The 23,174-nt window shown below is 60.3% G+C and carries 17 protein-coding genes, 1 tRNA gene, 2 rRNA genes and 1 pseudogene (1 of these 21 only partly in view); 13 read left to right on the forward strand and 8 right to left on the reverse strand.

Annotation, left to right across the window (positions count from 1 at the left end):
* From ACTG2B_RS02520 to ACTG2B_RS02540, 5 genes are all read left to right on the forward strand, one after another.
* A 23S ribosomal RNA gene (locus ACTG2B_RS02520) occupies positions 1 to 1,272 on the forward strand (it extends 1,620 nt beyond the left edge of the window).
* A gap of 122 nt (positions 1,273 to 1,394) precedes the next feature.
* Positions 1,395 to 1,509 (forward strand): 5S ribosomal RNA (gene rrf / locus ACTG2B_RS02525).
* Positions 1,510 to 1,604: 95 nt separating this feature from the next.
* Positions 1,605 to 1,681: transfer RNA gene (locus ACTG2B_RS02530), tRNA-Asp, on the forward strand.
* Positions 1,682 to 2,094: 413 nt separating this feature from the next.
* Positions 2,095 to 2,412, forward strand: coding sequence for a PTS system regulator TmaR (tmaR, locus tag ACTG2B_RS02535; RefSeq protein WP_005336024.1), 318 nt, complete (start codon positions 2,095 to 2,097; stop codon positions 2,410 to 2,412).
* 208 nt (positions 2,413 to 2,620) lie between these two features.
* Positions 2,621 to 5,704 (forward strand): transglycosylase domain-containing protein, encoded by a 3,084-nt coding sequence (locus ACTG2B_RS02540; RefSeq protein ID WP_236350870.1) that lies wholly within the window; start codon positions 2,621 to 2,623, stop codon positions 5,702 to 5,704.
* 111 nt (positions 5,705 to 5,815) lie between these two features.
* Here ACTG2B_RS02540 and yidA read toward each other — a convergent pair whose 3' ends face one another.
* The 4 genes from yidA to ACTG2B_RS02560 all read right to left on the reverse strand — a co-directional run bounded on the left by yidA (position 5,816) and on the right by ACTG2B_RS02560 (position 11,103).
* Positions 5,816 to 6,625, reverse strand: a complete 810-nt coding sequence (yidA, locus tag ACTG2B_RS02545; RefSeq protein WP_439995148.1) for a sugar-phosphatase — start codon at positions 6,623 to 6,625, stop codon at positions 5,816 to 5,818.
* A 114-nt stretch (positions 6,626 to 6,739) separates the two neighbouring features.
* The gene (locus tag ACTG2B_RS02550; protein WP_047436634.1) at positions 6,740 to 8,407 is read right to left on the reverse strand and encodes a DUF342 domain-containing protein; all 1,668 of its coding nucleotides are present in this window, start codon (positions 8,405 to 8,407) and stop codon (positions 6,740 to 6,742) included.
* 255 nt (positions 8,408 to 8,662) lie between these two features.
* Positions 8,663 to 9,811, reverse strand: coding sequence for a competence/damage-inducible protein A (locus ACTG2B_RS02555; protein WP_439995149.1), 1,149 nt, complete (start codon positions 9,809 to 9,811; stop codon positions 8,663 to 8,665).
* Positions 9,812 to 9,864: 53 nt separating this feature from the next.
* On the reverse strand, positions 9,865 to 11,103 hold the full coding sequence (locus ACTG2B_RS02560; protein ID WP_005336014.1) for an HD-GYP domain-containing protein: 1,239 nt from the start codon (positions 11,101 to 11,103) through the stop codon (positions 9,865 to 9,867).
* A gap of 144 nt (positions 11,104 to 11,247) precedes the next feature.
* On the opposite strand from ACTG2B_RS02560, the gene metA reads away from it, so the two are divergent.
* Positions 11,248 to 12,195, forward strand: coding sequence for a homoserine O-acetyltransferase MetA (gene metA / locus ACTG2B_RS02565; RefSeq protein WP_019446225.1), 948 nt, complete (start codon positions 11,248 to 11,250; stop codon positions 12,193 to 12,195).
* On the opposite strand, the gene ACTG2B_RS02570 is transcribed toward metA, so the two are convergent.
* Positions 12,196 to 12,714 carry a cyclin-dependent kinase inhibitor 3 family protein gene (locus tag ACTG2B_RS02570; protein WP_005354972.1) on the reverse strand — a complete coding sequence of 173 codons (519 nt, stop codon included), beginning with the start codon at positions 12,712 to 12,714 and terminating at the stop codon, positions 12,196 to 12,198. It abuts the gene before it with no gap.
* Positions 12,715 to 12,857: 143 nt separating this feature from the next.
* Between ACTG2B_RS02570 and ACTG2B_RS02575 the strand changes: the two are divergent.
* Positions 12,858 to 13,327: pseudogene (locus tag ACTG2B_RS02575) on the forward strand (Lrp/AsnC family transcriptional regulator).
* A 90-nt stretch (positions 13,328 to 13,417) separates the two neighbouring features.
* Here the strand turns inward: ACTG2B_RS02575 and ACTG2B_RS02580 are convergent.
* A complete protein-coding gene (locus tag ACTG2B_RS02580) occupies positions 13,418 to 15,382 on the reverse strand; it encodes an LTA synthase family protein (protein WP_439995151.1) in 1,965 nt (654 codons plus the stop codon).
* A 259-nt stretch (positions 15,383 to 15,641) separates the two neighbouring features.
* Here ACTG2B_RS02580 and ACTG2B_RS02585 point away from each other — a divergent pair, with 259 nt between their 5' ends.
* A complete protein-coding gene (locus ACTG2B_RS02585; protein ID WP_005335997.1) occupies positions 15,642 to 15,899 on the forward strand; it encodes a DUF2442 domain-containing protein in 258 nt (85 codons plus the stop codon).
* Here ACTG2B_RS02585 and ACTG2B_RS02590 read toward each other — a convergent pair.
* On the reverse strand, positions 15,896 to 16,156 hold the full coding sequence (locus ACTG2B_RS02590) for a hypothetical protein (RefSeq protein ID WP_139440896.1): 261 nt from the start codon (positions 16,154 to 16,156) through the stop codon (positions 15,896 to 15,898). The genes ACTG2B_RS02585 and ACTG2B_RS02590 overlap by 4 nt on opposite strands.
* Here ACTG2B_RS02590 and ACTG2B_RS02595 point away from each other — a divergent pair.
* Both ACTG2B_RS02595 and ACTG2B_RS02600 read left to right on the forward strand, forming a co-directional pair.
* The gene (locus ACTG2B_RS02595; RefSeq protein ID WP_439995152.1) at positions 16,145 to 18,112 is read left to right on the forward strand and encodes a TonB-dependent copper receptor; all 1,968 of its coding nucleotides are present in this window, start codon (positions 16,145 to 16,147) and stop codon (positions 18,110 to 18,112) included. The two genes, ACTG2B_RS02590 and ACTG2B_RS02595, sit on opposite strands and share 12 nt — an antisense overlap.
* Positions 18,113 to 18,221: 109 nt before the next feature.
* Positions 18,222 to 19,850 carry an alpha-amylase family glycosyl hydrolase gene (locus tag ACTG2B_RS02600; protein ID WP_439995153.1) on the forward strand — a complete coding sequence of 543 codons (1,629 nt, stop codon included), beginning with the start codon at positions 18,222 to 18,224 and terminating at the stop codon, positions 19,848 to 19,850.
* Positions 19,851 to 19,934: 84 nt separating this feature from the next.
* Here the strand turns inward: ACTG2B_RS02600 and ACTG2B_RS02605 are convergent, their stop codons facing one another.
* Positions 19,935 to 21,374: a RimK family protein gene (locus ACTG2B_RS02605; protein WP_439995154.1), complete on the reverse strand. Its 1,440-nt coding sequence runs from the start codon at positions 21,372 to 21,374 to the stop codon at positions 19,935 to 19,937.
* Between the two features lie 186 nt (positions 21,375 to 21,560).
* Between ACTG2B_RS02605 and ACTG2B_RS02610 the strand changes: the two genes are divergently transcribed.
* Genes ACTG2B_RS02610 through ACTG2B_RS02620 form a run of 3 tightly spaced genes read left to right on the forward strand, consistent with a single transcriptional unit; the run spans position 21,561 to position 23,162 of the window.
* Complete coding sequence (locus tag ACTG2B_RS02610) at positions 21,561 to 22,082, forward strand: N-acetyltransferase family protein (protein ID WP_439995155.1); 522 nt, start codon at positions 21,561 to 21,563, stop codon at positions 22,080 to 22,082.
* 31 nt (positions 22,083 to 22,113) lie between these two features.
* Positions 22,114 to 22,359: a DUF3624 domain-containing protein gene (locus ACTG2B_RS02615; protein WP_005363187.1), complete on the forward strand. Its 246-nt coding sequence runs from the start codon at positions 22,114 to 22,116 to the stop codon at positions 22,357 to 22,359.
* Positions 22,360 to 22,415: 56 nt separating this feature from the next.
* Positions 22,416 to 23,162, forward strand: coding sequence for an SDR family oxidoreductase (locus ACTG2B_RS02620; protein ID WP_439995156.1), 747 nt, complete (start codon positions 22,416 to 22,418; stop codon positions 23,160 to 23,162).
* Positions 23,163 to 23,174 lie beyond the last annotated feature (12 nt).

The raw sequence follows: 23,174 nt of genomic DNA on the forward strand, positions 1-23,174 counted from the left end.
AGAATACCAAGGCGCTTGAGAGAACTCGGGTGAAGGAACTAGGCAAAATAGAACCGTAACTTCGGGAGAAGGTTCGCTCTTGACAGTGAAGTCCCTCGCGGATGGAGCAGTTGGGAGTCGCAGTGACCAGATGGCTGGGACTGTTTATCAAAAACACAGCACTCTGCAAACACGAAAGTGGACGTATAGGGTGTGACACCTGCCCGGTGCCGGAAGGTTAATTGATGGGGTTAGCGCAAGCGAAGCTCTTGATCGAAGCCCCGGTAAACGGCGGCCGTAACTATAACGGTCCTAAGGTAGCGAAATTCCTTGTCGGGTAAGTTCCGACCTGCACGAATGGTGTAACCATGGCCATGCTGTCTCCACCCGAGACTCAGTGAAATCGAATTCGCCGTGAAGATGCGGTGTACCCGCGGCTAGACGGAAAGACCCCGTGAACCTTTACTACAGCTTGGCACTGAACATTGAACCTACATGTGTAGGATAGGTGGGAGGCTTTGAAGGCGTGACGCCAGTTGCGCTGGAGCCGTCCTTGAAATACCACCCTTGTATGTTTGATGTTCTAACGCAGGGCCCTGAATCGGGCTCGCGGACAGTGCCTGGTGGGTAGTTTGACTGGGGCGGTCTCCTCCCAAAGAGTAACGGAGGAGCACGAAGGTTGGCTAATCCTGGTCGGACATCAGGAGGTTAGTGCAATGGCATAAGCCAGCTTAACTGCGAGACGGACAGGTCGAGCAGGTACGAAAGTAGGTCATAGTGATCCGGTGGTTCTGAATGGAAGGGCCATCGCTCAACGGATAAAAGGTACTCCGGGGATAACAGGCTGATACCGCCCAAGAGTTCATATCGACGGCGGTGTTTGGCACCTCGATGTCGGCTCATCACATCCTGGGGCTGAAGTCGGTCCCAAGGGTATGGCTGTTCGCCATTTAAAGTGGTACGCGAGCTGGGTTCAGAACGTCGTGAGACAGTTCGGTCCCTATCTGCCGTGGGCGTTGGATGATTGAAGGGAGTTGCTCCTAGTACGAGAGGACCGGAGTGAACGAACCTCTGGTGTTCGGGTTGTCACGCCAGTGGCACTGCCCGGTAGCTAAGTTCGGAATCGATAACCGCTGAAAGCATCTAAGCGGGAAGCGAGCCCTGAGATGAGTCATCCCTGACCCCTTGAGGGTCCTAAAGGGCCGTTGGAGACCACAACGTTGATAGGTGGGGTGTGTAAGCGCAGTGACGTGTTGAGCTAACCCATACTAATTACCCGTGAGGCTTAACCATACAACACCCAAGAAGTGTTTCGAGCCTTGTAGCAAATACCAAGCGAACTACCAACTAATTCAGTGATAGCGAAGCCAACAGGCAAATCGTTATTCACATCAGCTTTCTAGATTAAGAATTTGCCTGGCGGCCATAGCGCCGTGGAACCACCTGATCCCATGCCGAACTCAGAAGTGAAACGCGGTAGCGCCGATGGTAGTGTGGCATTCGCCATGCGAGAGTAGGACACTGCCAGGCACCCAATTAAACGGTGATGTGAAAACACATAGCCGGCTGCGAGGATGACACCTCAGAAGAAGCAGCAAAAGATTTAGCGAAAGCTAACCGAATGCGGAGCGGTAGTTCAGTCGGTTAGAATACCGGCCTGTCACGCCGGGGGTCGCGGGTTCGAGTCCCGTCCGCTCCGCCACTAATTTGAAGGCCTTCCCTAATGGGAAGGCCTTTTTGCTATGGGCGATTTGCCCAGAGCCTCCCCCTATATTTGCACACCAGAACCAACACAAAGCCCAGTCTCATGACCGGGCTTTGATGTTTTTAGCGTGTTAAGCAGCCAGTGTTAGCATTTATCTGCAGGAAGAGAACTAAAAAGCCTGTCATCTCCTCCATTTTATATCCATATCAAGCTCTTATCTGATGGATTACTGGCCATATTAACTGGTTTACTTTTGGCCAAACTCTGTTCATGGCGCGCGATTAGGGTTGTATCTCGCTTATAACTCGGTAGAGTAAGGGCATCTTGAGTTTGCCTGTCCCGCGCTGGGTTTGCCGGGTTCCAGGTGTAACTTGGCCAGTTTTTATCAACCTTAAGTCAGTGGTATCGATATGGAACAAGTAAACAAGTCCACCTTCAGCGATGTACTGGAATATGTGCGTATGTCCCGTCGCCAGAACAAACTCAAGCGTGAAATTGCGGATAACGAGAAGAAGATCCGTGACAACCAGAAGCGCGTACTGCTGCTCGACAACCTGAGCGACTACATCAAGCCGGGCATGAGTATTGATGATGTACAGGCGATCATCGCCAACATGCGTGCCGACTATGAAGAGCGCGTGGATGACCACATCATCAAGAACGCCGAGCTCTCCAAAGAGCGTAAAGAGCTGAGCACCAAATTGAAGGGCATGAGCTCTCACAAATAAGCATTCAGCTTTCGCTTAAGAGACACCGGCCACAGGCCGGTGTTTTGTTATCAGCTCGGATCTCTGCCACTCCTGCAACAATCGGCTCCCCTTTTTAGAATTGCCCTGTTACCATCACTACAAAGCGGTCAATAGTTTCAAGCCATTGACTTGAAAAGACTAAGCTTGAGTGAAACACAATAAATTGCGCAACCATGGTGGGGCTGATATGGGCGCATCAGAACAGACGGATTTGACACAAGTGGCATCTCAAGATTCATCTGTCCAGACCTCGGACGGGAACCCAAAGCGCAAGCGTCGTCCCTGGTGGCGTTGGCTGTTCTGTTTTCTCTTTTTATTGTGCCTGGGGGCGGTGATCGCTCTGGTTGGCTATGAGATGAAAACCTCGAAGCTGCAATCTCAGGAGATTTCCCGCTATGCCGCCAAGCTCACCTATCAGGTCGAACCTGGTCAGAGCAAGCAGATCGCTTTCCCTGAGGATGGCCCGTTCGACAAGCGGCTCGGCTATGTGCAACTGCCGATGATGCAGGAGCGCCTGCTGCAGCGGGGCTATGAAGTCAGCAAGCAGGTACATTTCTCCGACGCACTCTATGACTACGCCAGTCGTGGCTTCTTCGTGCCCTATACCGAGAAGGTGCAGGCCGGTTTGACGCTGCACGATTGCCGCGCCGAGCCCTTCTATCAATTCAAGTATCCGACCCATCACTATCCGGATTTTGATTCCATTCCGCCGCTCGTCATCCAGTCGCTGCTGTTTATCGAGAACCGCGACTTGCTGAGCAACGAAGAGCCGTTGGCCAACCCGGCGGTCGACTGGCCCCGTTTTGCCAAGGCCGCGCTCTCTCAAGTGGGCAAGGCGCTCGATATGCAGGATCAATCTGCCGGTGGCAGTACCCTGGCGACCCAGGTGGAGAAGTATCGCCACTCGCCGGATGGCCTGACCCTGTCGCCGACCGAGAAGATCCGTCAGATGGCCTCTGCCAGCGTGCGGGCTTATCGTCTCGGGCCGGAAACCCTCGAAGCGCGTAAACTGGTCGCCTGGGCCTACCTCAACTCGGTACCGCTCTCGGCTGCGCCGGGATATGGTGAAGTGCATGGTCTGGGAGATGGTCTCTGGGTCTGGTTTGGTGCCAATGTCGATGACGTGAACCGTCTGCTGGACCCCGCCCGCAACCAGAATGCGCCGCTGGCCGAACAGGGGCTTGCCCTGCGTCAGGTGGTCTCGCTGATGATTGCGCACCGCCGTCCCTCTTACTATCTGGCTCAGGGGCGAGAGGCGCTGGCTACCCTGACCGACAGCTACCTGCGCCTGTTTGTGCAGGAGGGGATGATAACGCCACCTCTGATGGAGGCAGCGCTCAAGGCCAAGATTACGTTCCGTGACTTCCTGCAGTCCCCGGCTATCACCCGGGTGAACAATAACAAGGGGTTGCAGGTTGCCCGTACTCGCCTGAGCCGTCAGCTCGGGGTGCAGCTCTATGACCTCGACCGGATGGATCTGACCGCCGATACCAGCCTCAATATGCCGTTGCAGAACGAAATCTCCCGTTATCTGCAACAGCTGGCCGACCCGACGTTTGCCGCTCAGGTGGGACTGTTTGGTGAGCGTCTGCTCTCGCCGGAGAAGACCGGCGATGTGCGCTACAGCTTCACCCTGTTCGAGAAGTCGCCGGAAGGGTTCAAGGTGCGGGTGCAGACCGACAACACCGATCAGCCGTTCGATATCAACGAAGGCTCCAAGCTGGAGTTGGGCTCAACCGCCAAGTTGCGGGTGCTGACTACCTATCTGGAGATTGTGGCCGAGCTGCACGACAACTATGCCGGGATGCCGGTCGAGAATCTGCGCAAGCTGGCTGCTGTCTCTCAGGACAACCTCAGCCGCTGGGCCATCTCCTATCTGATGACGGCTCAGGACAAGAGCCTGCCTGTGATGCTGGAAGCGGCGCTGGATCGCAAATACTCCGCCAGCCCCAACGAAGGGTTCTTTACCGGTGGCGGCATGCACACCTTCAACAACTTCCGCCGCGAGGATAACAATCGTATTCCGACGTTGCGTGACTCTCTGCGTGAGTCGATTAACTTGCCCTTTGTGCGGCTGATGCGCGATATCGTGCGCTACAGCCTCTACAAGGAGGGCAACCGTGCCCAGTTGCTCAAGGATGACAAGGATCCCCGTCGTCAGGAGTATCTGGCCAAATTTGCCGACAAAGAGGGCCAGACCTATCTGCTGCGCTTCTGGCGCAAATATCGCGGCAAGACTCCCGAGGAGCAGCTCGATACCTTCCTCGACGGTCTCAAGCCGAGTGCGGTACGTCTGGCGGCGGTTCACCGCTACCTGATGCCGGAAGCCAGCGAAGCCGCATTTGCTGCCTTCCTGGCGGAGCGGTTGCCGCGCGAGAAGCTGAGTGCGAAACGGATCAATCAGCTCTATGTGAGCTATGGCCCGGGCAAGTATTCACTGCCGGATCAGGGCTACATCGCCCGGGTTCACCCGCTGGAGCTGTGGCTGCTGGCCTATCTCAAGGAGTTCGACAAGGCGACCTTTGCCGACGCGGTGGCGGCCAGTCGTGACGAGCGGCAAGAGGTTTACAGCTGGCTGTTCAAGACCCGTCATCGCAGTGCCCGTGACAGCCGGATCCGCACCATGCTGGAGGTTGAAGCCTTCCTCGATATCCATCAGCGCTGGGCCAAGCTCGGTTATCCGTTCGACCATCTGGTGCCTTCGCTGGCGACTGCCTTGGGCAGCTCCGGTGACCGTCCGGCTGCACTGGCCGAGCTGATGGGGATTATTCAGAATGGCGGTGTCCGCTCGCCAACCCTGCGTATCGAGCACCTCTCGTTCGCCAAGGGGACGCCCTTCGAGACCGAGTTTGAGCCGCAGCACACCGAGGGTACCCGGGTGATGCCAGCAGAGGTGGCGGCCGCCCTGCGCAGTGCGCTCTCCAAGGTGGTTGAAGGGGGCACGGCAAGACGTATCGCCGGCGCCTTTACCCTGCCGGATGGCACTGTGCTGCAGATGGGGGGCAAGACCGGAACCGGGGATAACCGGATTGAAACCGTGGGTCGTTATGGCAACGTGACCAGCTCACTGGCGCGCAACCGCACCGCGACCTTCGTTTTCTATCTGGGTGAGGATCACTTCGGTACCCTGACCGCCTATGTACCGGGTAGCCAGTCTGACAAGTTCCGTTTCACCTCGGCGTTGCCGGTGCAGGTGCTCAAGGGGATGGCTCCCCTGCTGACGCCTTACCTGCAACCGGGTTCCCATACCCAGTGTCTGGCGAACCAGTGATGCGCACGAATTACCGCTCATAACGCAGATAACTAACCAGAGAAAAAACGGGGAGGCTGACAGCCTCCCTGTTTTTATTTCCTTATGGGACGCAGTGACGCTCGATTGCGATCAGGCATTCAGTACGAACTGCTCGATCACCTGAGCCACGCCATCTTCATTGTTGCGGGCAGTGGTGTGCTGGGCGAGCGCCTTGATCTCGTCGGTGGCATTGCCCATCGCAACCCCGAGGCCTGCGTACTCGATCATATGGCGATCGTTGCCCGCATCCCCGACGCAGATCACCTGATCGGCGGTCAGGCCAAGATGCTCGGCCAGTGCGGCCACGCCGGCTCCCTTGTTGCTCTGCTTGTTCATGAACTCGAGGAAGAAGGGGGCGCTCTGTACCACGGTATAGCGCTCATAGAGCTCTGCAGGCAGTCGCTCGATGGCGCGGGAGAGCTGGGGCGGCTCGTCGATCATCATCACCTTCATGATCTGCTCGTCGGCAGGCAGGGTGGCGAAGTCGATCAGATTGATCGGCATGCCGATCAGGCGGGATTCGTGCTCGGTGTAGGTGCTGACACGGGGACTGATGAGGCCCTGGGTGACCGAGAAACCATGGACGTTCACTTCCAGCTCATCAGCCAGTTTGGCGACGGCGCTGGCGTCACTGCCGGTCAGCAGCTGGCTGCGGATGATGCGCTGATCGGCCACCTGTTGCACCAGAGCGCCGTTGTAGCAGATGACGTAGTCATGCTCTGTGGTGAGGCCGAGCTCTTCCAGATAGCGGCTCATCCCTTCCAGCGGGCGGCCGGAGGCCAGCACAACGGTTACCCCTTTGGCGCGCGCGGCGCTGATGGCGGCGTGGGTGCGGGGAGTAATCTGGCCCTGCGGGTTGAGCAGGGTGCCATCCATATCCAATGCGATCAGCTTGTACATCTCTCACTACCTGAGTCTGGGTGGCCCGCCCGGTGGGGCCAAGGAAGTGGCGAGTGTAGCGAAAATCGGCCTCGGGATCACGGCCGGTTCAGCGATGGGGCCGTGCCGGTTGAGCTATTTGTGTCCCTCGTAAGGGGTCATCTCCAGGGTTTCATCATGGATAGTCAGGCGGGTAGGGCCTCGGGTGATGGTAACCTTGCGTTTGAAGCTGGCCATCTCGACCTCGATGCCGGAGTAGAGGTGCTGGGTGGCAATGACCTCCATCTGAGCCATCAAGTTTCGCAGCTCCTCCTGGTTGGCGGTGAGCTGCTCATCGAGCTGGGCCAGTTCGGCCAGCTGATGGTCCCGGATCGGTTTGAGCTTGCGCAGGGTATCCGGATTGCGCTTGTCGCCGGGCAGTTGCAGCAACTTCATGACCAGCTCCTTGATTTTCTCCAGCTGGGCCTGACACGCCTGCTGGCGCAGCTTGAGCTGGTGTTCCTGCTCCTTGTGGGTGAAGTAGCCGCCAAGGATCTGCAGCCGGGTATGGTTGGCGGCCTCGGCCCCCAGGCTGGGCGCCATGATCAGGCGATTGGCAATGCTGGTGCCCCCCAGCAGAGTGCCTTTGCGCATGTTGCTATCGCCTACCTTGATATCTTGTCCGCTGCGGGAGTAGCAGTGGCTGAGCTGGCTCTGGATCTGGATATCCCCCCCCGCTTCCAGCTGGGCATACTGGGCGTAGCTGGCGTGGATTTCCCCTTGTGCATTGAGCTGGCAAAGGTACTCCCCCTGCTCGTTGCGGCGGCCAATGATGCCGTGGCGTACCGTGATGCTGCCCCCCGCCTCGATCCAGCCCCCTTCGATAAAGCCGCCAATCACGATATCACCGCTGACCCGGATCTTCATGCCCGGGTTGACGTCGCCGCTGACGATTAAGCCCCCTTCAAAATCAATGTGGCCGTGGCGGGCATCCACCTGTTTGACGCTGAGCACCTCGTCCACTTTCATGCCCGCTTTCTCCTGACAGGGCAGGCCCGCCCGACCGGCAATCAGCAGGTCGGGATCGTCGGGGGAGATGAAGGTGCCCTCACCAGCACTCATCGGACTGTCTTTGCCATCTTTAGCGGGCAGATCCTGACCGGTTACGGTAAAACCGGGCACCCCGACGGTGGCCGGATGACGGCGCATCAGCGCAGCGCCTGCCTTGACGGTGACGATGGAGCCGAGATCCCGCAGGTCGACTTTGCCATGACCCAGCTCCTGCGGTTTGAGGATCCGTTCAGCCGGGGTCTCCACCAGCCGCTCATAGCGAGTGTCCTGACCATTGACGGCTGGCTGGCCATTGGCAATCACCAGCTTGAGCTGACTGCCGGGGGCGGCTTCCTTGGCTGACTGGATGGCAGCGGTGAGCAGTTGCTCACTCACCCCCTGTTTGATTTCGCTGATGGCGATCGCCTCTTTCAGCTGTTCCAGCGTCACATACTTGCCCCCCCAGTCGGCAGTGATCTGGGCGATGGCGCTCATGCGATCCTTCTCCACTATTACGGCGAGTCGGGCATCCTGACGCTTGCCGACAGGGATGGGGTTGGCGGGGACGGGGGCGGCAGGGTTGGTGAGCAGGGTATTAAGCAGGCTGATAGCCTGTTTGATCCCCTCGGGCAGCGGCTGATAGCGGCGACAGTTGGAAGCGAGCAGCAGAGCCTGCACATCCTGTTCCGTGACAGGTTTGGTGAGACCGGCGGCAATCCGCAGGCAGACCAGTTCCATATCGCTTGATAGCAGCAACCACTCTTTGCTTAACACCGCATCTCCTTGCTGGATGAGAACGGAACGATCGGCTCGCTCCTCTACTGTCATTTAATCTCTCAATGATTAATAAAGCGAGTCGCCAACCCTGAGAGTGGGCAGTATTCAGATATTTCCTCTGAATGGTCAATGAATTGAAGTCAAATCGGTGATGGCGGCCAGATAAATGTGGGCGCTGTTTGGAAACGGAGTGAAAAGACGGATCGTAGCGCCAGCGACATAGGGGCGCTGGCAGGGGAATGGCGGTTCTTATCAGCTGCGCTGGGCTGTTCTGGCCAGGGTGAGGTAATCGCCAAGCACCGGCTCACCCAGCATATGGCGGCGCAGCATGTCGAGGGCGGCAAAGGCGAGGATCTTGCGGCGACTCTCCGGGTCGGGGTGGCTGACCTTGACCGTCTGACCGATGTGCATGCCATCGGCGCTGAGCAGCAGTGGTACCCCCTCCGGCCCTTTTCGCCCTATGGTCAGTTGCAGGCCCGCATCGGCTGTAGGCAGTTGTGCCAGCTCATCGGCCAGTTGCGTACTGAAGTTGGCCTCCAGCCGGGTATGGCCGTGACAAAGCGCCAGCAGGGCGCCGCCACTATCTCCCTCCAGCAGAGCCAGCGGTTTGCCTTGCAGCAGCGCGAGGATCTGCTGCGCCGGTTCCGTATCTCCGCTGCCAACCAGCCAGGGGCGGATCGTATCCAGCAGTCGGCGTTCGGCACTCTCCATGTCAGCGGCACTGGCGCCGTGGCCGATCAGTTTCAGCTCGATAAGGGGCATGGAGGAGCGGTAACCCAGCTCGATGCCGGCTGGCCAGGGTTCGGCATCCAGCATATCGCTGAGCGCCGACTCCGAGACACCGAAGGTGTAAAAGCGACGCAGCTCGGTATCGATCTGTGCCCCGGCCAGTTGTTTGAGGCGCGGCAGAATTTGCTCGCGTACCATCTGCTTGAACTCGAACGGTACGCCCGGGGTGAAGAAGAGCTGGCTCTGGCCACTTCGCACCACAAAACCGCAGGCGGTGCCGACCGGGTTGTCGAGGAGCTCGCACCCCTGCGGCAACCAGGCCTGTTTGGCATTGCTTTGTGCCATGGAGCGGCCACGGCTGGCGTAGCGAGCCGTGATGGTGGCGAGCCAGTCGGGGAAGAGGGTGAGCGGTTGGTCAAAGGCCTCGGCTGCCGCCTGAGCGGTGAGGTCGTCGGCGGTGGGCCCGAGCCCGCCACACACCAGCACCACCTCGGCGCGGCTGGCACTCTCTTGCAGCACCGTTTTCAGGTCGGTGAGGTTGTCCCCTACCGTCAGGCGACGGCGCACCTGCCAGCCCTGCTCCAGCAGCAGAGCGCTGAGCCAGGCCGCGTTGGTATCCACCACCAGACCCGTCACTATTTCGTCTCCGGTACTGATGATCTCGATACGCATGGCTGGCTCCTTGGATTAAACGGGTGGCAACGGTTGGCCTCGGGCCAACACAATCAGGCTTTGTTGTGCTCGAAGTAGTAGCTGATCCGGGTACGCGGATTGAGGTACTCGAACACGGCGGGCGGCAGCCGTTTGGGGTGGATCACCTTGGCGATCGACAGTTCGGCTTGCTGCAGGTCGATGATGGCCGCTTCCTGACGGGGAATGCGCGGATCGTAGACCAGCACCGAGGGGTAGAGCAGGCGGGAAGCGTTGACCGACATCACCAGCCCCACCTGACCGTTGGAGAGTTGCACCACGCTACCGGGGGGATAGATCCCCATCAACCGGATCAGCATGCTGAGGTACTCCGGATTGAACTGCGCCTTGCGCTGCTTGTAGAGGCCGCTCAGGGCCGAGTAGGGCACCTTGGCCTGCATGTGGCAGAGGTTATCGTACTCGTTGATCAGTGACACCATCTGGGTCAGCGGATCGAGCTGGCCACCCTTGAGCCCTTCCGGCCCGCTGCCATCGAGATATTCGTGGTGATGGAGCACGATCCCCTTCGCCTCGGCCGGGAAATCCTTGGCCAGATTGAGCAGATCCAGCCCGTAGCGCGGGTGCTGGGCCATCAGGTTCTGCTCCGGTTTGGTCAGCGGCTCGGTCTTGCGCAGGATTTGGCTCGGGATCTTCAACTTGCCGATATCGTGGAACAGCGCCCCCATGCCGACCTGACGGATCTCGTCGGCCGTCATGCAGCACTCCTTGGCCAGCAGCATGCTGAGCACGCTCACATTGAGGGAGTGGAAGTAGAGGTTGTTGCCATCCTCGCTGTCGGAGACCAGATGAAGCACCATCTCGTCCACCGAGAGCAGTTGCTCGGTCATGGCGTTGACCAGTTCCTGCGCCTCGCCGATGGCATTGAGGGGGCGGGACTGGATCTTGCTCATCACGCTGCGCACCTGCGCCAGCGACTGCTGGAACTGCTTCTCGCATTGCTGCAGGTTGCGGCGATAGAGTTGCAACTGCTCGATGCGGCGATCCTTCTCCTGCTGCATCTGGGCCTGACGCTGGGCGGCGTCTGCGCTCTCTTGTTGCTGAGGCTGTACCTGATTGAGAGGCTTGGGCGGAACGTCGCTCTTGTCGGGAATGATGGTGACCAGTTTCAGGCCGAGACGGCGGATCAGCTCGATCTCTTCTTCACTTTTGATCTTGAAGCTGGAAAACAGGAACGGGTGTTCGCGCCACCCCAGTGGCAGGGAGACATAGTTGCCGACTTGCAGTCGATCTACGGAAATCTTGATACCGGTCATTATCTTGGAAGCAGGAGACACACTGAGCCGTATGCTAGTCAAAGGCGGGGGTGAATACAAAAGGTATCTGATGACAGGGCAGGAGCTTTATTATAGGCTTCTGGATGTCCAGACATATTTACTGATGCAGTACAGGGAGTAAGCATGCCGATCAAGATCCCGGATCAGTTACCTGCCGCCGAAGTGCTGGGGCAGGAGAACATCTTCGTGATGACGGAATCCCGGGCCGTCACCCAGAACATCCGTCCGCTGCGGGTGCTCATCCTCAACCTGATGCCAAAGAAGATTGAGACCGAGATCCAGCTGATGCGGATGCTCTCCAACTCGCCGCTGCAGGTGGATGTGGATCTGCTGCGCATCGATGACAGGGAGTCAAAGAACACGCCTCAGGCCCATCTGGAGAACTTCTATCACGACTTCGAACAGGTGCGTGGCAATAACTACGACGGCATGATCATCACAGGGGCGCCGCTCGGGCTGGTGGAGTTCGAGGAGGTGGTCTACTGGCCGCGCATCGTCGAGATCATCGAGTGGTCCCATCAGCATGTCACCTCCACCCTGTTCCTCTGCTGGGCGGTGCAGGCGGCGCTGAAAGCCTTGTATGGTATGGAGAAGCAGACCCACGGCGAGAAGCTCTCCGGGGTTTACCGCCACCATCGCCTCGATGAGCACGAGCCGCTGCTGCGCGGTTTCGATGACGAGTTTGTCGCCCCGCACTCCCGTTACGCGGCGTTTGATGGCGATCTGATCCGTGCCCAGACCGACTTGCAGATTTTTGCCGAGTCAGAAGAGGCGGGAGTCTATCTGGCGGCGACCAAGGATTGTCGTCAGGTGTTTGTCACCGGGCACCCGGAGTACGATGCCCTGACGCTGGACGGGGAGTATCAGCGGGATCTGGCGGCAGGGCTCGACCCGGCCATTCCGGTCAACTACTACCCGAATAATGATCCGGGCAAGACCCCGCGCGCCAGCTGGCGCAGCCACGGTCATCTGCTGTTTGCCAACTGGCTCAACTACTACGTCTATCAGCTCACCAGCTATCGGGTGGAAGATATCGGCAAAGTCTTTACCTACGACCAGGGAGGCAAATAGTCAGTCGCCCTGCGCCAGCCTCTTGGCCAGCTGGTCGAGCCATTGGCGGTGGCAGGCCAGGGTAAACGCCTTGGGTCTGTGGGCCTTGATGGCGGCCATCGCCTCTTGCTGTGGCTGGCCGAGGGTCATCAGCAGCGCGGCGGCGACCAGACCGGTACGACCGCTGCCCCCTTTGCAGTGGATGACCAGATGTTTGCCATCTCCCAGCAGCTCGCGCAGCTGTGGCAGCGCCTGTTGCCAGGCCGCCTCGAAGTCGGTGTCGGGGGCCAGATCATCCTCGATGGGCAGATGGAACCAGCGCATCCCTTCGTGCTCGACCTGTTGGCCGAGCTGCGCCAGTTCGAGTCGGATCAACTCGGCGCTTGTCATCAGGGTCACCACCCCGTGGGCACCGGCCAGCCGCAGTTGATCGAGCGCCAGGGTCAGCGGCACCTGCTGGGTGCCGGGGCAGGGGGTCAGCAGCAGCTGACCATCGACACGGGGAACCTCAAGGCTCCAGAAAGGGTGATACGGGTGCATGGCGGATCCTCGCGTGGTGGCCGCAGGGCTGCGACCGGTGAATGGCGCCAAGGATAGGCGGGGCAGGGGGGATGTCAATGGCCGTTGTGTTTGCCCCGGTTTACGGGCAGAGTCTAAAAAATTGAGCGGTTCAAGGAGTTAAGATGAGAAACCTGGATCAACTGGATTTGGATATCCTGGCCCATCTGTTTCGGGATGCGGGCATGACCAACAAGGATCTGGCCGCGCTGGTGGGCGTTGCCCCCTCCACCTGTCTGGAGCGGGTGCGCAAGCTGCAGCAGGATGGCGTGCTCAAGGGGCGCACTGCGAAGTGGATTATCAGGCCCTCGGTGGTCACATTCAGGCCATGGTCTCCCTGCAGTTGGCCCGTCACAGCCGTCAGATCATCGATGCCTTCCGCGATGCCATTCTGGCGCTGCCCGAAGTGATCAGTCTGTTCCACATGGGCGGCAAGGATGATTTTCTGGTGCACCTGTGTGTCTCCGACACCGAGCACCTGCGCAACTTTGTCTTCGATCACTTCACCTCCCGCGAAGAGGTGGTGCACCTCGAAACTTCGCTGGTGTTCGAGCACAAGTTCAGCCGCTCCCTGCCCTGCTTTCCCCAGCCATAATGGCCAGTGGGCCGACAGTATGAATAGATGGAAAAACCGCCAGCTGGCGGTTTTGTCCATTCTGCTATCGATTGAACTTGCACGGGTGGCTCAATTGGCGGCGGTGCGTTCATCCTTGGCCGTCTGATAGAGACTCTTCTGATAGGCCATGCTGCCCCACAGGGCAAGACCGAGGGCATCCTCCTTCAAGGCGTCCGGCTGCGCCGCCAGAGTTAGCTTCTCGCTGGCATTGTCGTAGACATAGCCCTCTGCCGCCCGCTCCGGTTGCAGGATCACCACATCCTTGCCGCGCATCAGGGCGAAGTTCTTGTCGTACTGCATGATGGCGCGCCCCGGCCAGTCGGCGGGCATGCGCGTCAGATCCTTGCCGAGCATGGGGTAGTCGGCACTGATCCCCATCAGGGAGAGCAGGGTAGGCGCCATGTCGATCTGGCTGACGATGCGCGGATCTTTTCTCGGCACTATGCCGTCGCCCACGATAACCCCCGGAATATGGAAGCGGGGGACGGGCACCAGACTGGCGCCACCGACCCGGCTGTCGTGATCGGCGATCACCAGGAACAGGGTATCCTTCCAGTATTCGGACTGTTTCGCCCTCTTGAAGAATTCGCCGATGGCGTAATCCGCATACTTGGCCGCGTTGTTGCGGGTCTGCTTGGGTTGCTCGAAGAGTTCGATGCGGTTGTCCGGGAATTCGAACGGATCGTGGTTGCTGGAGCTGAACACCAGACTGAAGAAGGGCTTACCCTCCTTGTGCAGCGCCTTGAAGGTCTCGTCGGCCTTGGCCATCAGATCCTCGTCGGAGGCGCCCCATGAGCCCTTGAACACCGGATTGTCGAAATCCTTCTGCTCGACGATGGTGGTGAAGCCGTTGCCGAGGAAAAAGCTGCGCATGTTGTCGAAGTGACTCTCGCCGCCGTAAATAAAGCTGGTGTCGTAGCCCCGCTGTTTGAGCAGATCCGCGATGGTAAAGAAGTTGGTCTGGCTCTTGCCGAGTTTGACCACCGCCTGTGCCGGGGTCGGTGTGAAGCCGGTCAGTACCGCCTCGATGCCGCGCACCGAGCGGGTGCCGGTGGCGTAGAGCTGCTCGAAGGCCCAGCCCTGCTGCGATAGGGCATCGATGTTGGGGGTGAGCGGCAGGCCGCCGAGGGAGCCGACAAACTGGGCACCCAGGCTCTCCTGCAGCAGGATCACCAGATTCTTCGGTTTACCCTGGAAGCTCGCCTCGTTGAAGGTCTGGCTGGGCAGCAGATCGGAGTTGAAATCACTGGCCGGACGGCCACTCTCCTTGCGCATTACTTCGAGCACCTTCTGAGGGGTCATCTCACCGTAAAACTGGCCAGCATCCTCCTCGGCGCCCATCTGTTTGATGGCAAAGAATAGGGAGTAGGCGGAGTTGACGGTGAGCGAGTTGACCAGCGGATCCTCGGCAAAGGCGACCATGGCCGGGTTCAGGGCGCGGTGGCCGAGACTGGAGCGGGCACCGAGAAAACCTATGGCCAGAATGAGCAGGGCGAAGGCCGGACGCAGATACGCGCGGGGGAAGCTGAGGCCACGCACCAGTCGGCCGCTCAGCCACCAGCCACCAGCCAGCACGGCGCCACTGAAGAGTACCGCTAGCAGCAGCTCGGCTTTGCGCCCCGCCCACAGCATGGCGAATACCTCTTTCGGATAGATGAGGTACCCCACATAGAGGCGGTTGGGGCGCACGCCATACTCGGTGACAAACGAGGGGGTGGAGATCTCGAGGAACAGCATCAGCCAGAGTCCGACGGTCAGCCAGACGCGCATCAGTTGCAGCCAGCCCCGGCCGATGGCATGGGGGCCTGCCAGCAGCAGAGTGAGCATGGCGGGGACACCCCAGACCCAGCAGAGGGTTGCAAAGTCGACCCGGATCCCTTGCCGCAGCATCTCCTGCCAACCGGCCACGGCATCCACCCGTTCCAGTTGCCAGAGACCGAGGGCGATTCGGCTGAAAGAGAGAGAAAAAAGCGCGAGCGCGCAGAAGACGGCGAAGGGCCAGAACGGGCCGAGTCGCTGTTTTAGATTTGTCATGTTTGTTCCTGAATGAGACTCTAAACGTCTGTCCACAGACGTTTTTTTAGTTGTTGTGAGGTTATGACAGATCGAATTGGTTAAGGTTGCATTCAAGTTTGTTAAAAGTCGGCATTAACACATTTATCATCCAGAAGTGTGATGTCACGCCACTAATGAGCACAGCATAATCTGCTGGGTAAAATGTGAGCCGCAGCGTGTATGGATGGGGAGCTGGTGTTTATAATTGCCGCGAATTATCTCAATCGGAGCCGAAGGGATGCCGGTCTTTATCGATGTCGAGTATGTGCGGGGATGGCGCCTGTTTCTGGTGTTATCGGATGGCACCACGGGGGTGCTGGATCTGACCCCCTGGCGAACCCAGCCGCTGTTTGCAAAGCTGGAGAGCGAGCGTCACTGCGCCCGGGTCTTCATCAACCGTCACCACCAGCTGGAGTGGCCTGTTGGCTGCACGCTATCCGCTCATGAGGTCTATCACCTCATCTCTCCCATTGATGAGCGGGAAGCCTTCAGCTAATCCCCATTTTTTGTGAGCCAACGCCAGATTCCTGTTACTGGAATGTTTGCCTGTTTGCCTTTCTGAGCCAACTTGGGTAAAACCTGCGCAACATTTTGCCAACTTGCCTTCGCTTCACCTGACAGAGGCTTGCCGCTTTCGCGCCGCAGGCCTTTTTTGCGGCCTGACGGCAAACCTTTCCCTTGCTGAAAGGTTTGGTTGGTTGAATGAAAATAACAAAACAAACAAATACATAAGGAAAATGTATGGCTTGTCATATGCGCACACCTCTTGCCCTGCTGGTGGGCGGACTCGCCTGTCACGGCGCTGCCGGTCAGGAACCGGTGCAACAGCTGGATCCCATGGTGGTGGTGGCAACCCGCCCCGCCAGCACCCTGGAGGTGACACTGGATCCCAAGAAGCCCGGTTCCCCCATGCCCGCTGCCGACGGCGCCGGTTATCTGAAGAATGTCACCGGCATGAGCATGGTGCGCAAAGGGGGGCTCGGTGGCGATCCCGTGCTACGGGGAATGGGGATGTCCCGCCTCAACGTGCAGATGGATGGCGGCATGCTGGCAGGTGGGTGTGGCGGCCGGATGGACCCGCCCACGGCCTACGTGTTCCCCCAATCCTTTGACCGGATCCGGGTGCTGAAGGGGCCGCAATCTCTCGAGCAGGGTGCCACCCTGGCGGGAACCGTGCTGTTCGAGCGGGACAGGCCCGAGTTCACCGCACCGGGCCTCAAGGCCGATGCCTCGGCCCTCTATGGCAGCTTTGGCCGTGATGATCAGATGGTGGATATGACGGCGGGCTCGACCGACGGCTATCTGCGCGGTCAGTTCACCCACTCCGACAGCGATGATTACCGCGATGGCCACGGTAACAAGGTGCGTTCTTTCTATCGCCGCGAGAACGGCACCGCCCAGCTGGGCTGGACACCGGGGGAGCACACCTGGCTGGAACTGACCGCCGAGCGCAGCAACGCCCGCGCCGCCTATGCGGACCGCACCATGGATGGCCCCATGTTTGATCGCGAATCCTTCGGGCTGAAGCTCAAGCAGGAGCAGATCACCACTCACTGGCAGCGCAGCGAGCTGACCCTGTGGGACAACTACATAGACCACATCATGGACAACTTCAGCCTGCGGCAAAACAGCACCCCTAAATCCCTGAGAAACCCTGATCGCCGCAATACCGGCGGGCGCTGGGCCAACGATATCGCCCTGCCTGCCGACTGGTTGCTGACCGCCGGGTTCGACAGCAACCGGGATCAACACAGATTTCGCAAGGAACTGGATTATGCAGACAAGCCACGCCAGCGCACCCTGCGTTTCGAGCAGCAGGGCGGCTTCGCCGAACTGGGTCGTCAGCAGGGGGCTCACAGCTACAAGGGGGGTTACCGGCAGGATCGGGTCGAGACCACCCGTTATGGTGCCGGTGAACAGACCCTCTACAGCGATACCCTGAGTCTGAACAGCGGGTTTGGCCGCTACGAATATCAGTGGTCGCCCCGCTGGTCCAGCTATCTGGCCTGGGGGCAGGCAGAGCGTGCGCCGGACTACTGGGAGCGCAGCAAGGACACTACCCCGTTTACCCTCAACCCGGAGCGCAGTCGCCAGTGGGATGCTGGGTTGGCCCTGCGCAGTCGCGATCTGGACCTGACCCTCTCCCTCTTTAGCGCCGATATCAAGGACTACCTGCTCTACAACAGCAAGTCGAACCAGGTGCGCAATATCGATGCCCAGACCCGGGGCGGCGAGCTGGAGGGGCGCTGGCAGTTTGCCGAGCAGTGGCGTCTCGATGGTGGTCTGGCGGTGGTCTACGGCGAAAACCAGAGCGACAACAAACCGCTGGCCCAGATGCCGCCCCTCGATGGCAAGCTGGCGCTGGGCTGGCAGCCGGACGAAGCGCTGAGTTTCACCCTGCTGGGGCGCGCGGTGGCGGCGCAGGATCGGGTAGATCTCTGGTCCGGCACCGTTGCGGGTCAGGATCAGGGGGAGACTCCGGGCTTCTTCACCATGAACCTGAGCGGCGCCTGGCAGTTTGCCAAGGGGTGGCAACTCTCGGCCGGGGTGGACAACCTGTTCGACACCTTCTACTACGAGCACCTCTCCAAGTCGGTGCACGCCAGTCAGGCCGGGCTGGGCTACGAGCAGAGCGGCCGCATCCCCGAGCCGGGCCGTTCCTACTGGCTCTCGCTCAACTACCGTTTTGCCTCGGCAGGGGTGCTCTAACCAGTTGAGTCAGATAACGTTTTCAGTCACAGACACCGCTGTGTGAGCATCGCTATCATGGTGAAAAACAGGCGTATCAGACGCCTGCTCTCACAGCGGGAACATAACAATGAAACAGGGAACGTTACGCTATGGCGGCCTGCTCGGGGCCGCCCTGTTACTTGCGGCTTGCGGCGGCAGCGGGAGTTCAGGCGGGGAGAGCGCTCCCCCCGTCGTCAATCCGCCGGTCACCCACCCTCCGGTCGCCACGGCCAGTCGTGCCTGCTATGGCGACGGTCAACCCGCCTGCAACCTGCGCATCTATCAGGTAATGGTGGAGTCGTTTGCCGATGGTGACGGCAGTGCCAACTACGGCGTCGGCTATGGCCCCTCACAGCACAACGGCGATCTGCAGGGGATCATCGACAGTCTCGACCACATCAAGAGTCTCAACGTCAACGCTATCTGGCTCACCCCGGTGTTCGACTCCTGCGCGGGGCAAGGGGGCGATAACAAGCTCGATGCCACCGGCTACTTCGCCTGCGACTTTTTCACCGTGGACCCCAACTTCGGCAGCAACGTCCAGCTCAAGAAACTCGTGGACGGGGCGCATCAGCGCGGCCTCTACGTCTTCCTCGACGGGGTGTTTGGCCACGTCAACAAGGTGGGGGTGAGCAAGCCATCGCCAGAGGGGCGTCTGCCAGCCCTCACCAGCGGCGGTGCGGGTTATCCCGGCCAGCTGGTGGATTACAGCAAGCCGGAGAGCCTCGCCTACTTCAAGGAAGTCGCCCGCTACTGGGTCGAGCAGTACGGCATCGACGGTTGGCGCCTCGATCAGGCCTATCAGCTTGGGCTGGATGATTGGCGCGCCATTCGCAGCGAAGTGGAGCAGGCCAGCGCAGCGCGCAAGGCGGCAGGGCAGCAGTGGGGCACCCTTGGCTACATGGTGGGCGAGGTGTGGAAGGGGGCTGACGACATTCGCGCCCAGGCTTACGGCAGCAGCGACAATCCGGCGCTCTCCTCGGCCTTTGACTTCCCGTTGCGCTACGGCATCCTGCAGGCGCTGGCGGTGGAGGAGTCCGGCAAGGGCGGGCAGGGGGCCAGCGTGCTCGATGCCAGCTGGAACAAGGTGGAGAACTACCCGAATCACGCCATGCCAAACCTGATGCTGGGCAACCACGATCTGGTGCGTTTTGGCGATCTGCTGGAGCGCGGCAACTTCAATTCGACCGAGTACTGGCAGCGCCACAAGGCAGCCTTCAGTTTTATGGCGGCTCGCTCCGGCCCCATCACCTTCTACTATGGCGAGGAGTTTGGCGACGAGGTGCCGGGCTTTGCCGCCAAGGTTGGTGGTGACTGCGCAGCGCAGGGCTTGTGCGACGATCATGTGGCCCGCAGCGACGGCAAGGTGCCCGCTGTCACCGGCTTTGTGCCGGGTAGCGAACAAGCCGAGCTGAAAGAGTGGCTGGCCCAGCTACTGGCGATGCGTGCCGCCCACCCCGCTCTCTATCAGGGAGAGCGAGTCAAACTGGTGGCCGAGGGCAGTCTCTATGGTGACATCAAGCAGACGGCGGGGGAGCAGATAGTCTACCTGCTCAACCTCTCCACCACGGCGCTCAGCTACAACCTGCCTACGGGCAAACTGCGCAGCGGCAGCGCGCTGGTGGACCTGCAAAGTGGAGAGAGTCTGGCTATCGGCGGCAGCAGCGTGACGGTGGAGATACCGCCCTTGAGCGGGCGTTTCCTGCGTCTGCAATAAGTCAGCCACAGCACGCTTTGATATGAGAGAGGGCCCCATCGCGGGGCCCTCTCTGTCATTGTGGGCGACAAAGTCATTGCGGGGTTATGCGGTGCTCTGGCCCCGGTTTTCCAGCCGCTGGCGGAAGGCGCGGGCCAGTCGCTCGTAGAGATCCTGCGCTTCCTTGTCTTCGATATCGCCGCGGATCCAGGGGTTGTCGACGATCTCCAGCAGCACGCAGTCGCGCCCCTGCTGGCGCAAATCGAGCCCGTAGAGGCCATTGCCAAGCTGATGCACTGCGCGGCGAGCGGTCTGCAGTACCCGCTCCGGCACCTCGTTCAGTGGCAGCGCCTCGATCCGGCTCATGTCGAGAGGGTGTTTGCGGCGGCGGATGCGGTTGCCGGGCTCGGGGCGGAAACGGCGGCAGGCAAACAGCGGCGAGCCGTCGAGAAAGCCGATGCGCCAGTCGAACTCGGCGGGGATCCGGCTCTGCACCAAGAGCAGGGCGGAGCGGCCCAGCCCCTCGTCCAGCAGGCGGGCCAGCTGTTGCTCGTCGCTGGCCATGGCGAGATCGCGCCCCTGTGCCCCGTCGGGCACCTTCACCATCAGCGGCAGGCCGAGCCGCTGCACCAGCTCATCCACATGGTGGCGGCCGCGGCGGGTCACCACCATGGTGGGCGGCATGGGCACGCCGCTGCGCACCATCAGCTCGTAGAGATAGAGCTTGTTGCTGCAGGCGAGGATGGCGCGGGAGCTGTCGATCACCGGCATCTTGAGCTGTTCGGCGCGATGGGCAAATTCGAAGGTGTAGTGGCCGACCGCGGTTTCGGCACGCAGCCAGAGGGTGTCGAACTCCGGCAGCCGCTCTATGGCCGACGGTGGCAGGATCTCGGCCCGGATGCCCTGGGCGGTGGCAGCCCGGATAAAGCGCTCCAGCGCCAGCCCGTCACTGCTGGCCCGGCCATCATCGGGGTCGACCAGAATGGCGAGCTGGTAGAGCGGCGCCGCCTGCTCCTCATCACCGGTCCCCACCAGTGCCTGAGCGTGGTGCAGCATCAACTCCTTCTCGCTTGGGCTCAGCTCCAGCGGTGACAGGCTCTGCTGCTGGCGCACCGACCAGCCGTGGCGGCCGCGCTTGAGGGTCAGCTCCTGCAGCGGCAACTGGCTCAGGCCATAGTAGTAGCGGGCCAGCCCCGCCAGCTCGCTCTGTTCACACTGGCCGAAGATGGCGCGCACTCTAATCCGATCCTCGCTCTGCTGGGCCAGCCACCCTTGCGCCTTGCGCCACAGCTTGGCCGGTGGCTGCTGGGGTTGCAGTCGGCTGATGGCCTGCAGACCCGGCAGGCAGTGGTGGCCGCGGGCCTGGGCCAGCAGCGAGCAGTAGTAGCCTGCGCTCAGGTGTTCCAGATTGCGGCAGAGGTTGATGATGCGGGGTCGGCCGCCGGTGGTCGGCACGCCATGTTGCAGATAGGTGCGGGCGGTCAGCAGATAATCGGCATGGCAAGGCCAGTCGCCCAGCTCTTCGACGATGACATAGGTACTCATATTTTCGGCTCCACAGATCAGACTGCCTGAACAGGCAGGATCCCCAGTGGGCTTCGATGCACCGACAAGCACGACAATGGCGCGAGGGGAAACAAGAGGTTACAGTGCCTAATATGACGCCTTGGTAACTTGTGATACAAGTCGCATTTTTGGTGCTGAGGATAAATAACCGAACAAGGACTCCCCGTGTTGACCGTACGTGCGGCCCGAACCGATGATCTGGGCGCCATCGTTAATCTGGAACGCTACTGTTTTCCTCCCGAAGTCGCCTTTGGCCGCAGCCGCTGGCACTATCTGCTGGCCCACGCCAAGGGGCGCACCCTGTTGCTGCTGGACGAGAAACATCAGCTGATGGGCTATCTCTGCCTGCTGGAGCACAGAGGTTGGGATCGGCTGGTCATTCAGGCGCTGGCCATCCGCTGGACGATGCGTCGTCTGGGCTGGGCCCGCCTTCTGCTGGAGCAGGTGATCCGCGAGGGCAAGGCCGCTGGCTGGGGGGCGATTCGCCTCGAAGTGGCGGACGCCAACGAAGAGGCGCTGGCGCTCTATCAGGGATTGGGATTTCGTCCCCAGCAGCGGCTGGCGGACTACTATGGTCGCGACCAGCACGCCCACCGGCTGGTGCTGCCGCTGGTGAGCGACGAGGAGCGTGAGCGGCGCAGGCTGGCTCGCACTCAGGCGCGCAAGCCCTCTGCACAGGCCAACTGATCATGTTGAACGAGCAGAATCGAGGAGCAGGATGAGCTGCGACAACTGTCTTGCCACCGCCATCAGGGCCAAGCTGGGGCGCTGTCCGGTCTGCGCTGGCCAGACCTTCGTCATCGGCCTGATTGGTTGGCTGGTCTGGTGGTGGTGTGGTGCCGACACCTCGGTCAACGCCCTCACCGGCCTGCTGTTTGCGCTGGGTGGCTCGGGCCTGTTGCTGCTCCATCTGGTGGTATTTGTCTGGCGCAAGGCGACCGGACGTGAATTGAGCGATGAATGAATCTGAATAGATTCAAACAGATAAATAACAATATCGGTGTAGATATGGAGGTTCAGATGATTGCAATGGTAACGGGCGCCTCGTCCGGTTTTGGTGAAGCCATCAGCCGCCAGCTGGTGCAGGCGGGCTACAAGGTGATCGGTACCGGTCGCCGCGCCGAGCGGCTGGCTGCGCTGGCCGACGAGCTGGGTGAGCAGTTCCTGCCGCTGGCATTCGACGTGCAGGACAAGGCGGCCACCCGTGCTGCCATCGCCGCTCTGCCAGCCGCCTGGAACGAGGTGGATCTGCTGGTCAACAACGCCGGTCTGGCGCTGGGGTTGGAGCCGGCCCACAAGGCGGATCTGGAAGATTGGGAGCAGATGATTGCCACCAACATCAGCGGTCTGACCCTGCTCACCCGATTGCTTCTGCCGGGCATGGTGGCGCGCAATCGCGGTCACGTCATCAATATCGGCTCCATCGCCGGTACCTACCCCTATCCGGGCGGCAACGTCTACGGCGCCACCAAGGCGTTCGTGAAGCAGTTCAGCCTCAACCTGCGCGCCGATCTGGCGGGCACCGCCATCCGCGTCACCAACGTGGAGCCTGGCCTGTGCGGCGGCACCGAGTTCTCCAACGTGCGCTTCCACGGTGACGATGCCAAGGCGGCCACCGTCTATCAGGGGGTGGAGGCGATCCAGCCGGACGATATCGCCAACACCGTGCTCTGGATCAGCCAGCAGCCCGCCCACGTCAACATCAACAGCATCGAGATCATGCCGGTGGCGCAGACCTTCGGCCCGCTCAATATCAGCCGTCGCTGATCGCTGCATTGG

Source organism: Aeromonas sp. 30P (genome assembly GCF_051919805.1).
In the GTDB taxonomy this organism is placed as follows: domain Bacteria; phylum Pseudomonadota; class Gammaproteobacteria; order Enterobacterales; family Aeromonadaceae; genus Aeromonas; species Aeromonas veronii.

What these genes read in the sequence shown, in the direction of transcription:
- ACTG2B_RS02570 (WP_005354972.1), bottom strand. Translation starts at nt 12,714, where the DNA reads ATGCACCCGTATCACCCTTTCTGGAGCCTTGAGGTTCCCCGTGTCGAT.
- ACTG2B_RS02585 (WP_005335997.1), top strand. Translation starts at nt 15,642, where the DNA reads ATGCCGGTCTTTATCGATGTCGAGTATGTGCGGGGATGGCGCCTGTTT.
- tmaR (WP_005336024.1), top strand. Translation starts at nt 2,095, where the DNA reads ATGGAACAAGTAAACAAGTCCACCTTCAGCGATGTACTGGAATATGTG.
- ACTG2B_RS02595 (WP_439995152.1), top strand. Translation starts at nt 16,145, where the DNA reads ATGGCTTGTCATATGCGCACACCTCTTGCCCTGCTGGTGGGCGGACTC.
- ACTG2B_RS02590 (WP_139440896.1), bottom strand. Translation starts at nt 16,156, where the DNA reads ATGACAAGCCATACATTTTCCTTATGTATTTGTTTGTTTTGTTATTTT.
- ACTG2B_RS02620 (WP_439995156.1), top strand. Translation starts at nt 22,416, where the DNA reads ATGATTGCAATGGTAACGGGCGCCTCGTCCGGTTTTGGTGAAGCCATC.
- yidA (WP_439995148.1), bottom strand. Translation starts at nt 6,625, where the DNA reads ATGTACAAGCTGATCGCATTGGATATGGATGGCACCCTGCTCAACCCG.
- ACTG2B_RS02580 (WP_439995151.1), bottom strand. Translation starts at nt 15,382, where the DNA reads ATGACAAATCTAAAACAGCGACTCGGCCCGTTCTGGCCCTTCGCCGTC.
- ACTG2B_RS02600 (WP_439995153.1), top strand. Translation starts at nt 18,222, where the DNA reads ATGAAACAGGGAACGTTACGCTATGGCGGCCTGCTCGGGGCCGCCCTG.
- ACTG2B_RS02560 (WP_005336014.1), bottom strand. Translation starts at nt 11,103, where the DNA reads ATGACCGGTATCAAGATTTCCGTAGATCGACTGCAAGTCGGCAACTAT.
- ACTG2B_RS02540 (WP_236350870.1), top strand. Translation starts at nt 2,621, where the DNA reads ATGGGCGCATCAGAACAGACGGATTTGACACAAGTGGCATCTCAAGAT.
- metA (WP_019446225.1), top strand. Translation starts at nt 11,248, where the DNA reads ATGCCGATCAAGATCCCGGATCAGTTACCTGCCGCCGAAGTGCTGGGG.
- ACTG2B_RS02615 (WP_005363187.1), top strand. Translation starts at nt 22,114, where the DNA reads ATGAGCTGCGACAACTGTCTTGCCACCGCCATCAGGGCCAAGCTGGGG.
- ACTG2B_RS02605 (WP_439995154.1), bottom strand. Translation starts at nt 21,374, where the DNA reads ATGAGTACCTATGTCATCGTCGAAGAGCTGGGCGACTGGCCTTGCCAT.
- ACTG2B_RS02555 (WP_439995149.1), bottom strand. Translation starts at nt 9,811, where the DNA reads ATGCGTATCGAGATCATCAGTACCGGAGACGAAATAGTGACGGGTCTG.